This window comes from Flavilitoribacter nigricans DSM 23189 = NBRC 102662 (assembly GCF_002646595.1).
In the GTDB taxonomy this organism is placed as follows: Bacteria; Bacteroidota; Bacteroidia; order Chitinophagales; family Saprospiraceae; genus Flavilitoribacter; species Flavilitoribacter nigricans.
Genome location: NZ_PDUD01000084.1, coordinates 1 through 14,763, shown reverse-complemented (window position 1 = coordinate 14,763; position 14,763 = coordinate 1). Strand labels below are relative to the sequence as shown.

Here is a 14,763-nt window from a genome sequence, read left to right as displayed (position 1 = left end):
GCTTTGAAGCTGGAAGTTATACGAGTACTGAAAGAAGTAAAGAAGAACAAAAAACTAATTATTTCTTTCTTCAGAAATCATGAATTAAACTGTTACCAGTTTTTTAGCTGATAGTCTATAAAACAGGCATAGTCTGTTTTTGAATTAGACATAATCATTTGATTGTAGACTAAAAAATTAGTTAATTTAAGGAATTGACCAGGTGATATATTGACGCAAAGCGATTTTGAAATGAACCAAACACCTTTGCGTCGAATACAAATCCAATCTACAGTTCAAAATCCGGATTGAGACCTATTCTCTTTGATCAAAAGGATACAAGTAAATGGCTAAGCTCGAAAACCTAAAAGAACTCGCTCAGGCAGTTAATCGGAATAAGGTGAAAAATATCCATGTGGTGGGAAACAACAATCAATCCTCCACTGTTTTCGATGAGTTTTACCAGGCTTTGATCGACGAAAAATTTAATACAGATGAAGAGTATGCCCAATATTTTTATAATGATTCTCCCAGTAATAAGGCTTACTATAAACTAAAAGACAGGCTGAATGATCGCCTCATTAATACCTTGTTTTTTATTGACATCAACAAAAAAGGTCAAACCAAAATCCAAAAGGCTTATTATCAGTGCTATAAAAACTTATATTCTATCAAGATTTTGATCGGCAAAAATATCAGGAATTCAGCTATAACCTTAGCAAAAAAGACAATTAAGGATTCTTTGAAATATGGCTTTACTGATGTAAATATTGAAATCAGCCTTTCGCTTAAAAATCACTACAGCACAGTAGAACTTAATAAAGCTGAATTTAACAGGTACAGAAAGATTCTCAATGAGAGTTGTAAAATTTACAAAAAAGAAATAAAAATACAAGATTACATATCTCTAATTCTCTTACATCACGATAAAAGGGTTGTGATTGATAAACAATTGAAAAGTAAGTTTAAAAAACGCTTAAAAAAGATAAAGAAATGGTTTGCCCAATATTATTCGTATAAAATATACTTATATACTTTCTTATATACGTTTTTTTACTACGAATTAAATTGCTCGTGGAAAAAGTTAATCAAAGAATCGGATAATTGTCTCAAATATTTTAAAGAACACCCCGATCTATTTAGTCCAAGTTTTGAAGGACTTGTACTTTCAAGAAAGTTGGTGGGATTAGTAACCTTAAAAAGGTATCAACTAGCAAATGAAACTATACAATATTCTCTAAAAAAATTCCCCCTTGGATGGCATAATTGGCTTTTTGTACTAGATTGGAAAATAAGACTAAATTTTCAATCTCAAAGATATGGCAACATAGAGCCCATCCTGGAAGAAGTTTATATTAATAAAAATGATTTTTTATTTTTCAAAAGATGGGAGGAAACCTTTAATCTTCACAAAGCATTCCTTCACTATCTTGCAATTAGTGGAAAAGTTAAGCTAAACAAAGAAAAAAATACCTTTCGGCTTCAAAAATTCCTCAATGAAGTTCCTATTCAATCCAAAGACAAAAAGGGGGGTAATGTGACCATTCTGGTTCTACAGATCCTATTTCTATTAGAAGCGCGCAAGTACGACGCCATCATCGATCGCAGCGAATCCCTGAAAGTATACGCGCACCGCTATTTAAACGAAGAGGGTACCTACCGGAGTAACTGCTTTGTCAAAATGCTATTGTGCCTGCCGTCCGCAAATTTTGAGCGAAAAGCAGTCGAAAAGAAAGGGAAAAAATATCTGGAGCGCCTGCATGCCAAGCCGATCGAGAAGGCCAAACAAAGCCCAGAACTGGAGATCATCCCCTACGAAACCCTTTGGGAATTCGTACTGGAATCATTAGATCACCCCTAAGAAACTATTTTAAAAATGGTGCTGCAGTTGGGAAGCCCGCATTTTGCGACTGATTGAGGCGTAAAAAAGTGAGCATAGCCTAGCTACGTGATCTTTTTTGCAACGATGAGCAGGCGGAAAATGCGCGCTTCTTAAACCAGTATTTATTTTTAAAACAGTTTTTAAAAGAAGGCCCCCACTCCAGGTCGCAGGGGCCCATCGCATTTTTAGGGGACGGAAATCCGTGGGCTCCTACCCTACCGGTCCCGTCTATCATTTTGTAAGTATCATCAATTCAAATATAAGGTAGTACCCCAACACATAACGAAACTTTCACATCTCTTTTTCGACATGCAGGATAGCTTACCTACTAAACACCCTAAACTACAAATCACTTTAAATCAATCAATTACAAAAATAAACCTGCTCTAAACCATTTCATCTTTTCGACAAAAACAAGCGTAGATCTTAAAAATTTGGATTAGGCGTCATCTTTTTTTGCGGTCGCCTAAAGACCTTCTTATGCAGGGTGGGTACCAGGTAGCCCACAGCGGCCCCGAGGACATACCCGGCAATCACATCCGTGGGATAGTGATTACCCGAGCGGATGCGCAGATAGCCCGTCAGGGCCGGCATACCGATACTCAGGCCCCAGATAAAGGGCTTCAGTTTGCTATCCGGGTAGTAGTCCGAAAATACCCGGGCAAAGAAGAACGTACCGGCCGCCGATTCGGAGGTATGGCCCGATACAAACGCGGCCCGGTCGTTGCTGCTCAAAATGCGGATAGGATCCCAATGTTCGTCAAAAACATAGGGACGGGGACGTTGAAATATTGATTTACTGATCTGGGTCAGGCCGTTGCTGATCGCCATGACTTCCATAAACAGCACCGAGATCTTGAGAAAATCCCGCCGGGTCTCCCGGCCGAGTAAAAGGGTGCCCGAGATCCCCAGGGAAGCGTACAGCGTGTAATCGCTCCATTTGTCCGCCGTTGGGGAACTCATTTCCGTAGCGATCCGGTCAAAGCTGTTGATCTCGCGAATATTCAGGTCCATCAGGGTGAGTTCTCCCACCTGGGAACGCAGATAGGTACCCAGCCCCAGTGTACCGAGGCCGACACCTCCGTAGACGATCTCCCGCTTTAGCGACAGGTAATAGGGTCCGGGTTCCTGTGCCGTTACACTCAGGGTACAACACCACACACACAACCATAGTAACACCTTACGAAGATGACTTTTCATTATCGTTTCCATTATTTATTGAAGCTGCAATCTTTATTATATTTTTGCTGTCGCCCACAAAGATGGGAAGAATTTCTTTAGTGGCCCCAACGGCCAACAATTCTCTCCAATTCTGGTTATAGGGGTAATAACAAAACCTAAAATATGAAACGTAAAGCAAGCGCCGTGTGGAACGGCACTGGTAAAGAAGGAAAAGGCCACCTGAACACCCAAAGTGGCGCCCTTAAAGATCTACCCTATTCATTCCATACCCGATTCGAGAACGAAGATGGTAAAGCGGGCACCAATCCGGAAGAGCTGATCGGTGCTGCCCACGCCGGTTGCTACGCCATGGCGCTGAGTTTTGCCCTGAACGGCGCCGGTTTTACCGCTGAGGAATTAAAAGTGGACGCTGTTGTTCACCTGGAAAAAGAGGAAGTTGGATTCGGCGTGCCGAAAGTTGACCTGAAACTGGATGCCACCATTCCGGATATCAGTGAGGAAAAATTCATGGAATTGGCCAATGATGCCAAGAAAAATTGTCCGATCAGTAAGTTATTCAAAGCAGAGATCACCCTGGATGCCAATCTGAAATAAGAGTTCTTCCAGGTCCGAATAAACTAAGAAACTGTTTTAAAAATGGTGCTGCAGTTGGGAAGCCCGCATTTTTTGACTGATTGAGGCGTAAAAAAGTGAACATAGCCTAGCTACGTGATCTTTTTTGCAACGATGAGCAGGCGGAAAATGCGCGCTTCTTAAACCAGTATTTATTTTTAAAACAGTTTCCAAGCGTTGCCCTTTACCAACGGCAACCGAAAGATCTTAAAAAAAGGAAGGTTGTCAGATCCGGGGGGGAAATGGCAACCTTTCCTTTTTTAAGGTCCTTAATCACAAACTTTGCAGGACGTACCCCGCATACACGAGATACCTCCTGCTTTTCTTTTTATCTATTCCACCACGATCATTTTCCTGGTCGCAGTAAATGCTCCGCTCGTAAGGGTATAGTACAATACACCGGTACTACCGATCTCTTCACGTTTCAACTGGATCTGATGGCTGCCGCGGGCAAATTCACCCCGGATCAGCTTGATCACCCGGCCACCGGCATCGTGGATGCTTAAGGTGGTTTCACCGCTTTCCGGCAAATGGAAGCCAATGGTGGTTTCCCGACGGAATGGGTTCGGGCTGTTCTGATGCAATTCAAACGGAGTGGTAGCGATTGAACCGTTGTTGAAGTCAATGCCTACATCCAGCAGGCCATCGTCCTGATTATAGGCCTCAGCCGGTGTGATCCGGCTGGTAACGCCCAGAATTTCACTGAGCCGGACGTCCCGTTTGGCCGTAACGTTCAGACTGAATAGCACCGTTTCCTTATCCAGCGTATTCGAGTTCGCACCGCCGGTGTTCCAACTGGTAGCGAGCAATCCTTCGGAGAGAGATTTCACGCCGAAGTGCTCCGCCTGAGCGACACCATAGGCTACATCGGTGATCACCGCGGCGGCAGGATCCAGATCCAGGGTAAACTGATAGCCCTGAATATTCCGGATCTGATCCGCACGGAAATCGATCCGGTAGCTGTTACCGGCCTTGAGATCCTGATCAGATACATCAAGGAAGAACATGCCGCGGGCACCGCGCTCTTCCAGTTCCAGTGCGTTGGCTCTGGCACTCAGGTTGATATCCCCAACTTTCACCGCAATGAAATTCTCTTCCAAGAGACTTCCCTGCAGGTCGTTGATATTGATCAGTTCCGGGAACTCCTCTAACCATGGATTCTGCGGATCCGGGAATACGTAGGCAGCCGGAATAAACCGCCAGCTGGTATTGGTCTCAAACCTGGCAGAAATATTCAGGATCAGGCGGCGCAGAGCGATGGCATCGATGGCCGTCACCCTACCGTCGCGGTTCACGTCGGCAGCGATCCGTTTGTACGGGCTGTCCAGTGGCTCGGTACCCAGCACATGCTTGCTCATCAGTACGAGGTCAAAGGTGGTCACCCCGTTCAGCGGGAAGATATCGTGCTGCGGTGTAATAGTATAATCAAAGCCGGTCTCCATGCCTTCGAACAGGTAGTGGCCGTCCGCTTTGGTATTCATGGTCTGGAATTGATTACCACTCAATTCTACCATCACGCCTTCAACCGGAACCGTTTCTTCCGTTTCGATATAACCGGCTACCGAAGCGATATCGTTATTATCGCACTGTACCATGTTATCCTGTACCAAAACATAGGTCTCACAGAGGTCTCCGTTGCCCAGAGCATCCCAGGCCCAGATCTCAAGTAATACCGTTGAGGCATCGTCGCAGGTTAGAACCAGTCCTGTCTGATCGGCGCTGATCTGATCGCCCTGGCGGTTGATGGAGTAGGTCACTTCTCCGCTGCAATCGGTCATCGGACTGGCAATGAAATCGCTGGCCCAGATCGTCATGGCTCCGGTATCGTCATCGCCGTCGCCATCGACATCGGCAGCCGGAGATACGGGCATCAATTCGACCGCGAGGCCGTTGATACAGATCGGAGCCGGAGCTTTGCAATCCACTACCTCAAACGGGATATTGGTTCCGATCTGATTTCCGCAGCCGTCTTTTACACTGATACCCAGTGCGTGGGCGCCCAGCGGGAAAGTACCGGTCACGGTGTAATTCGGATAAGTACCGGTCAACTGATCCGTGATGTTGCCCTCCAGAATGCCATCGTTAAAGGCATCCAGGAAGATCGTGATCGTCAGATCATCCGGGGTACAATTCTCCTCGATCGTGAAATTGATGCTAATTTCTGCCGGACAGTCATTGTCAATATCCGAAGAATAAGAACAGAATGGTTCGAGATCTTCGAATGCAACGATCGGACGGATATTGTCGTACACCTTGATCACCTGGGTGTATCGCCAGTAACCGACACTGGCCATATCATCACAGTGATCGCCGTAGTATCCTTCCGGATAATTGTCCGAATCACTGTTATCGGTAAGCGGAGCTACTTCCTTCCAAAAACCGGCAGGATTCGACTCATACTCACAGGATTCGCCCTTGGTACCCGCAGCCGGGATCAGGTTGAACGGATCACTATCGCGATCGTACCAGACGTGGGAATAATCACTGGCCGGTACACCACCGTAGTTGTCGTGGCAGGGATCCGTCTCGTTCATGGTTTCCACGATCACCCAGACATCCTCATCGCCGGGCTGGCCGTCGCAATCTTCATCGCGATTCACCACTACCGGGTCGGAGATACCGTCGTATTCGCACCAGTTAATGATGGAATAAGTCCGGAAGATCTTGTAGCATTCATCACCGGAGGCCGAGAAGAAGTCATCTTTCACACTAACCGCCAACAGGTCGCAGGCGATCTCTTCGGTAATAAGTGTATCCGGATCCGGAGTTCCACAGACCGCTTCCGCATCTTTCGGGAACTTGATCTTATAGTGATGGCGTTCTTTGACCGTCACCACCTGCTCACACTTATTGGTAGAGGCCAGTCCTTTGGCATCGTACACCTGGAATCGACGCACCAGCGTCCCGTAACCACAATCCGATAATCCATCCGTCAGCGGAGCCAGCTCCTCAACGGTATAGCCCGGACAATTATCCGTTCCGGTGGCCGCACCGAATAGTTCGGTCATTTGCGCGGCATTGGTCGGATCGAAATCGAGCGGCAATTCGTCGCAGGCGATCGATGCCGGCAGCGGCGGTACACAGTAAGCCGGTAATTTGTCTTCGATCAGCAGGTCCATCCAACAGACGTTGGAGTTATCGCGAACCGTACTCAGATCGTTGGCATCGCAATAAGATCTTTCGATCGTATTACCGGGGATACCATCGCCGTTGCGGTCGTCCCAGACCCGAAGTTCTACCCGAACGTGACCGTCCATATCACAGCAGGTGAAATCCACGTAATCTTTCCAGGCGGTGTAGTAGTACTCCTCTCCGGATCCCGTTCCGTCCGGATCGCCGAACTGGACGCTTAACTGGATCTCGTCACCAATGATTTCGCCGTCACCGTCCGTGTCGAACATGTCGAGGCACTCGTAGGTCTCCGGATCCAGGATCCGGCGGCGTACTTCGATGCGGACCGGGCCGCAGTTATCCGAGCTGCCTTCGTCAATATCTCGGGCAAATACCCGGGCCAGTCCCTGGCCTCCGATGGATACATTCAGGTCGTCATTACAGACTGCGATCGGTTCGATCAGATCTTCTACCAGGAACGGGCAGAAGACGATCTCCTCATTGCCACAGGCATCCGTTACGGTATACTTTATGAAATGACAACCGAGCGGAATACCACTGACGTAACGGGAGGCTCCCGGCAGGATCGTCGCGATCACCGGACCGGTAGTGGATCCGTGTAGAACTTCCGTCAGTACTTCCCAATCGGAGCAGTTGTCTTCGACAAGCGGCATCGGTACCTGGAAGGCGGCCGTACAGTCGTAAGGTCCGGTGGAATAAGTCCGCAGGTCAGCCGACCCATCGTTGTCGTAATCTACTTCCGCACAGGCTACAACTGGTTTGGAGAAATCTCCTACCTTGATCACCTGCTTACATTCTCTGATCCGTGCTTCTCCTTCAGCGCACCAATCCAGGATCTCCCAGGTACGGATAAACTTGTAGGTACCCGTACACACTTCAATGCGTTCGCCATCCGTGTAGGAAGCTCCCAGATTACAAACCGTGCCATCGAGATAGGCAATACCTTTTTCCCAGATGATTTCATCACCATCCAGATCATCCGTATCGAATGCCGTCTCAATGAAAGGATAACCCGTTACGTCCGGATGCGGATTACCATTTGCATCCAGCGTGAATTCACTGCTGCAATCCAGCTCCGCATCATCCGGGCAGTAGACGTCCTCCAATCCCGGTTTCGTGATCACAATGGTCTGGGTACAGACTGCGGCTTCGCTCGGTTCTCCGCACTCATCTACTGCGCTGAAGGTCCGGGTAATGGTCACCTGGTCACAATTCGGATCAGTACCGTAATCTACTTCGTCCGAAACGGTAACGGTAATGTTTCCGCAATTGTCGGTAAATACCATGTATCCGGTAACACCGTCCAGTACCTGCCGGGCAAATTCGGAAGAGAAAGAACCTTCGATCAGATCGCCCTGGGCGGTCAATTTGTAGGATTCCGGAGTATTGAATAACAGTTGATCGATATCATCACAAACAAAATCACGGAATCCGTAGTCGGCAACATCCCAGCCCGTTACGGTCGTCAGGTTGTTGAGACAGACCGGCGCTTCCTTGTCCTCGGCCGTGATGTACCCCCAGCAGTTATTGTTGGGATCGTCCGTGGCCGTCACCGTGTATTTATATGTACCGCAACCATTGACGATATTATCCAGGCCGTCCTCATCTTCCACGATGATGATCACTTCACAATCAAAACCGGGAACGGCACTTTCTTTCGTCAGGGTAGCCGTGCAGTCTTCCTGCAGATTGACGTTGAGCTGACCGCTACAAACCAGTTCACTGTCGCAGTCCTGCGGCACCGACGTGACGGTCGGTCGGTCATCAAAGTTGTTTTCGTAATCCGATTGGTCTTCTACCGGATCACCGTTCGGATCCTGACCGGTGGCATCCGCCTGGTTGGTAACGGAACCGGCCAGATAATCAGCCTCGGTTACCGTATAAACCGCCGTGTAGTTGGCGCTTTCGCCCGGCAACAGAATACCCTCTGGGCTTCCGAAAGAGGAAGATCCGACTACATACGTCGGCGTAGGCAAGCTGCCGGTACCGGTAAATTGCAGGATGTCTTCCGTTACCGCTACCATCGTCAGGATGGCGTCTCCGGTGTTGGTCACCAGGTAAGTGTAGGTGATCTCTCCGGTCTCCATACTGTACGCGGAAGTCTTGATCAGAGCGATGGATGGATTGATCGGATTACCGTCCATTTCTTCCACCGGTGTTTCCGTCGGCCGGTCCAGCAGCGGATTCTCAAAGTCGGACAGGTCATTAACCATTTCTCCGTTCGGGCTCTCCCCTACTGCTTCCGCCTGGTTGATCACCACCATTGCATCGTAGTCCTCCGGGGTAACCAGATAGGTTGCCGTGTATTCAGCACTTTCGCCGACCAACAGGGTACCTTCGGGGCTGCCCATCGTTGAGGAGTTGATCACGTAGATCGGTATGGGATTTACTCCCGTACCACTGAAGAGTACATCATCTTCGACCACCATGACGTTCGTCAGGGTGACATTACCGGTATTGGTCACCGTGTAAGTATAGGTGATCACGCCGGTAAGAATGTCGAAAGAAGAAGTCTTGATCAATGAGATACTGGGATCTTCCGTAGCATCTACCGTCTCATTATCTTCCACCGGATCGGTCTCATCCGAGTCCGCAGTCGCCATATTGACGACGGAGCCTGCATCCAGGTCCGCCTGGGTAATGGTGTACGTTGCCGTACAGGTCAGACTTTCGCCCGGTGCCAGATTGATCGGCTGGGTGCAATCCAGTGCCGACAAGCCCGGTAGTGGGTCGCTGATCGTTACGTTGGTCAATGCTACATTACCTTCGTTGGTAGCCACAAAAGTGTAAGTGATTACATCGCCCACCGCATCGTAGGTGGCAACGTCGGCAGTTTTGCTTAGGCTCAGTACCGGCATCTGATCCGCCGTAACCGTTTCATCATCTTCTACCGGATCAGTCTCATCCGAGTCCGCGGTCGCCGTATTGACAACGGAGCCCGCATCCAGGTCCGCCTGCGTAATCGTGTACGTTGCCGTACAGGTCAGGCTTTCGCCCGGTGCCAGGTTAACCGGCTGGGTGCAATCAAGTGCTGACAAGCCCGGTAGTGGATCGCTGATCGTTACATTAGTCAGGGCCACGTTACCTTCGTTGGTCGCAACGAAAGTGTAGGTAATTACATCGCCCACCGAATTGTAAGTGGTCACATCCGCGGTCTTGCTCAGGCTCAATACTGGCATACCATCCGCTGTTACGGTCTCATCATCTTCTACCGGATCGGTCTCATCCGAGTCCGCAGTCGCCGTATTGACAACCGAGCCCGCATCTAGATCCGCCTGCGTAATCGTGTACGTTGCCGTACAGGTCAGACTCTCACCCGGTGCCAGGTTAACCGGCTGGGTGCAATCCAGCGCCGATAAGCCCGGTAGCGGATCACTGATCGTTACATTATTCAAGGTCACATTGCCATTGTTGGTCGCCACGAAGGTGTAGGTGATTACATCGCCTACTGCATCGTAGGTGGCAACGTCGGCAGTTTTGCTCAAGGTCAATACCGGCATTTGATCGGCCGTTACGGTCTCATCGTCTTCTACCGGATCGGTCTCATCCGAGTCCGCGGTCGCCGTATTGACGACCGAGCCCGCATCAAGATCCGCCTGTGTAATCGTGTAAGTTGCCGTACAAGTCAGACTTTCGCCCGGTGCCAGGTTAACCGGCTGGGTGCAATCAAGTGCTGACAAGCCCGGTAGCGGATCACTGATCGTTACGTTGGTTATTGCTACGTTTCCTTCGTTGGTCGCAACGAAAGTGTAAGTGATTACATCGCCCACCGCATTGTAAGTGGTAACATCCGCGGTCTTGCTCAGACTCAGTACCGGCATACCATCCGCTGTTACGGTCTCATCATCTTCCACCGGATCGGTCTCATCCGAGTCCGCAGTCGCCGTATTGACGACAGAGCCTGCATCCAGATCCGACTGGGTAATCGCGTACGTTGCCGTACAAGTCAGGCTTGCGCCCGGTGCCAGGTTAACTGGCTGGGTGCAATCCAGTGCCGATAAGCCCGGTAGCGGATCGCTGATCGTTACGTTATTTAAGGTCACATTACCATCGTTGGTCGCAACGAAAGTGTAAGTGATTACATCGCCCACCGCATTGTAAGTAGTGACATCCGCTGTCTTGCTCAGGCTCAATACTGGCATACCATCCGCCGTAACCGTCTCATCATCTTCTACCGGATCGGTCTCATCGGAGTCGGCAGTCGCCGTATTGATGACCGAGCCCGCATCCAGATCCGCCTGCGTAATCGTGTACGTTGCCGTACAGGTCAGACTTTCGCCCGGTGCCAGATTAACCGGCTGCGTGCAAGCCAGTGCCGATAAGCCCGGTAGCGGATCGCTGATCGTTACATTATTCAAGGTCACATTGCCATCGTTGGTCGCCACGAAGGTATAGGTGATCACATCGCCCACTGCATCGTAGGTGGCAACGTCGGCAGTTTTGCTTATGCTCAGTACCGGCATTTGGTCCGCCGTTACGGTCTCATCATCTTCTACCGGATCGGTTTCATCGGAGTCCGCAGTCGCCGTATTAACCACGGAGCCTGCATCAAGATCCGCCTGCGTAATCGTGTAGGTTGCCGTACAGGTCAGACTCTCACCCGGTGCCAGGTTAACTGGCTGGGTGCAATCCAGAGTCGACAAGCCTGGTAGTGGATCGCTGATCGTTACGTTGGTCAATGCTACATTACCTTCGTTGGTCGCCACGAAAGTGTAAGTGATTACATCGCCCACCGCATTGTAAGTAGTCACATCCGCGGTCTTGCTCAGGCTCAATACTGGCATACCATCCGCTGTTACGGTCTCATCATCTTCCACTGGGTCGGTCTCATCCGAGTCCGCAGTCGCCGTATTGACGACAGAGCCTGCATCCAGATCCGACTGGGTAATCGCGTACGTTGCCGTACAAGTCAGGCTTGCGCCCGGTGCCAGGTTAACTGGCTGGGTGCAATCCAGTGCCGATAAGCCCGGTAGCGGATCGCTGATCGTTACGTTATTTAAAGTCACATTACCATCGTTGGTCGCCACGAAGGTATAGGTGATCACATCGCCCACTGCATCGTAGGTAGCAACGTCGGCAGTTTTGCTTAGGCTCAGTAACGGCATTTGGTCCGCCGTAACCGTTTCATCATCTTCCACCGGATCGGTCTCATCCGAGTCCGCAGTCGCCGTATTCACGACGGAGCCCGCATCCAGATCCGCCTGGGTAATCGTGTACGTTGCCGTACAGGTCAGGCTTTCGCCCGGTGCCAGATTAATCGGCTGCGTGCAAGCCAGTGCCGACAAGCCCGGTAGCGGATCGCTGATCGTTACATTATTCAAGGTAACATTGCCATCGTTGGTCGCTACGAAGGTGTAAGTGATCACATCGCCCACTGCATCGTAGGTAGCAACGTCTGCTGTTTTGCTTATGCTCAGTACCGGCATTTGGTCCGCCGTTACGGTCTCATCATCTTCTACCGGATCCGTATCATCCGAGTCCGCCGTAGCTGTATTGACGACCGAGCCCGCATCCAGGTCCGCCTGCGTAATCGTGTACGTTGCCGTACAGGTCAGGCTTTCGCCTGGTGCCAGATTAACCGGCTGGGTGCAATCCAAGGCCGACAAGCCCGGTAGTGGGTCGCTGATCGTTACGTTATTTAAGGTCACATTGCCGTCGTTCGTAGCCACGAAGGTGTAGGTGATCACATCGCCTACTGCATCGTAGGTAGCAACATCTGCCGTCTTCATCAGGCTAAGCGATGGGTCTGGGATTGCCGTGACAATGTCATCATCATCATCGTTCACCGGTGTATCGCCGGTTCCGTCACCATCCGTATCGGCAGATCCTGTAACGCTTGCGGTATTGGTAAAGCTTCCGTTATCCAGGTCACTTTGCTCAATGGTATACTGAGCGGTGTAATTCCAGGTTTCCCCAACATCCAATGCACCGTTCCCATTGTCGCCACCGGTATAAACAATACTTCCGGCATTTACATCGGGATCCGTTACCACCACATTATAGATAGTGGTATTCCCGGTATTGGTTACCGCCAGGGTATAATTGATCACATCACCAACCATATCGTAGGTATCCTCAACGGACTCCTTCACGATCATGATCTGGTTTGACTGGATGGCCGTTACCGTCTCACTATCATTGACCGGATCGGTTTCATCGGAATCGGCAGTTGCCGTATTCACAACCAAACCGTTATCCAGATCCGCTTGAGTGATAGAATAGGTAGCCGTACAGATCAGAGATTCACCGGGACCCAAGGTTGCCGGCTGGGTACAGCTCAATGCACTTAGGCCGGGTAGCGGATCAGTGATCGTAACATTAGTCAGCGTAACATTACCTAGGTTGGTGGCAGTAAAAGTGTAGGTAATAACATCACTAACTGCATCGTAGGTCATTACATCAGCTACCTTAGTCAAGTCCAACAGTGGTGTTCCGTCAACGATTACTGTTTCACTGTCATCCACCGGATCGGTTTGGTCCGAATCAGCCGTCGCGGTGTTCATTACCGATCCGATGTCGAGATCTGTTTGGCTGATGGTATAGGTAGCCGTACAAACGAGGGACTCACCTGGAGCCAGCGTCGCCGGCTGCGTGCAAGCCAAAGCCGACAAGCCTGGTAGCGGATCAACGATCGTTACATTAGTCAGCGTTACGTTGCCATTATTGGTGGCAGTGAAAGTATAAGTGATGATGTCGCCGACCGCATCGTAGGTCATTACATCGGCTATTTTAGTCAGGTTCAGCACTGGTGTTTGCACCGCCGTTACTGTCTCACTGTCATCTACCGGATCAGTCTCATCGGAATCAGCCGTTGCCGTATTCATTACCGAACCGTTGTCCAGGTCCGTTTGCGTAATGGAATAGGTGGCCGTACAAACCAGAGATTCGCCCGGAGCTAGCGTTGCCGGCTGCGTGCAGCTCAATGCACTTAGGCCCGGCAGCGGATCAACTATCGTTACATTGGTCAGGGTTACGTTGCCGTTATTCGTTGCCGTGAAAGTATAGGTAATGATGTCACCGACCTCATCGTAGGTCATTACATCCGCTATTTTGGTCAGATTCAGCACCGGTGTTTGTACTGCCGTTACCGTCTCACTGTCATCCACCGGATCAGTCTCATCGGAATCAGCCGTCGCGGTATTCATGACCGTACCGTTGTCCAGGTCCGATTGAGTAATGGAATAGGTGGCCATACAAACCAGGGATTCTCCCGGAGCCAAAGTCGCCGGCTGGGTACAACTCAATGCACTTAAGCCCGGTAGCGGATCAACTATCGTTACATTGGTCAGCGTTACGTTGCTATTGTTGGTGGCAGTGAAGGTATAAGTAATGATGTCGCCTACTGCATCGTAGGTCATTACATCGGCCACTTTAGTCAGGTTCAGCACGGGCGTTTGCACCGCCGTTACCGTCTCGCTATCGTCTACCGGATCGGTTTGATCAGAATCAGCCGTTGCCGTATTCATTACCGATCCGATGTCCAGGTCCGATTGAGTAATGGAATAGGTGGCCGTACAAACCAGAGATTCGCCCGGAGCCAGGGTCGCGGGCTGCGTGCAGCTCAAAGCGCTCAAGCCCGGTAGTGGATCAACAATCGTTACATTCGTCAGCGTTACGTTGCCATTATTAGTCGCCGTGAAGGTATAAGTAATGATATCGCCTACCGCATCGTAGGTCATTACATCCGCTACTTTGGTCAGGTTCAGCACTGGTGTTTGCACCGCCGTTACTGTCTCGCTATCGTCTACCGGATCAATCTCATCGGAATCAGCCGTCGCGGTATTCATGACCGTGCCGTTGTCCAGGTCCGATTGAGTAATGGAATAGGTGGCCGTACAAACAAGAGATTCGCCCGGAGCCAGGGTCGCGGGCTGCGTGCAGCTCAAAGCGCTCAGGCCCGGTAGTGGATCCACGATCGTTACATTGGTCAGCGTGACGTTGCCATTATTAGTCGCTGTGAAGGTGTAAGTGATGAT

4 protein-coding genes are annotated in these 14,763 nt (G+C 50.0%); 2 read left to right on the top strand and 2 right to left on the bottom strand.

Annotation, left to right across the window (positions count from 1 at the left end; translation table 11 throughout):
- Positions 1 to 325: 325 nt before the first annotated feature.
- On the top strand, positions 326 to 1,840 hold the full coding sequence (locus CRP01_RS41015) for a hypothetical protein (protein ID WP_099155921.1): 1,515 nt from the start codon (positions 326 to 328) through the stop codon (positions 1,838 to 1,840).
- A 447-nt stretch (positions 1,841 to 2,287) separates the two neighbouring features.
- Here CRP01_RS41015 and CRP01_RS41010 read toward each other — a convergent pair whose 3' ends face one another.
- Complete coding sequence (locus tag CRP01_RS41010; RefSeq protein ID WP_170110760.1) at positions 2,288 to 3,061, bottom strand: phosphatase PAP2 family protein; 774 nt, start codon at positions 3,059 to 3,061, stop codon at positions 2,288 to 2,290.
- 144 nt (positions 3,062 to 3,205) lie between these two features.
- Between CRP01_RS41010 and CRP01_RS41005 the strand changes: the two genes are divergently transcribed.
- Positions 3,206 to 3,637 (top strand): OsmC family protein, encoded by a 432-nt coding sequence (locus CRP01_RS41005; RefSeq protein ID WP_099155919.1) that lies wholly within the window; start codon positions 3,206 to 3,208, stop codon positions 3,635 to 3,637.
- A 350-nt stretch (positions 3,638 to 3,987) separates the two neighbouring features.
- On the opposite strand, the gene CRP01_RS41000 is transcribed toward CRP01_RS41005, so the two are convergent.
- On the bottom strand, positions 3,988 to 14,760 hold the full coding sequence (locus tag CRP01_RS41000) for a DUF7507 domain-containing protein (protein WP_262510359.1): 10,773 nt from the start codon (positions 14,758 to 14,760) through the stop codon (positions 3,988 to 3,990).
- Positions 14,761 to 14,763 lie beyond the last annotated feature (3 nt).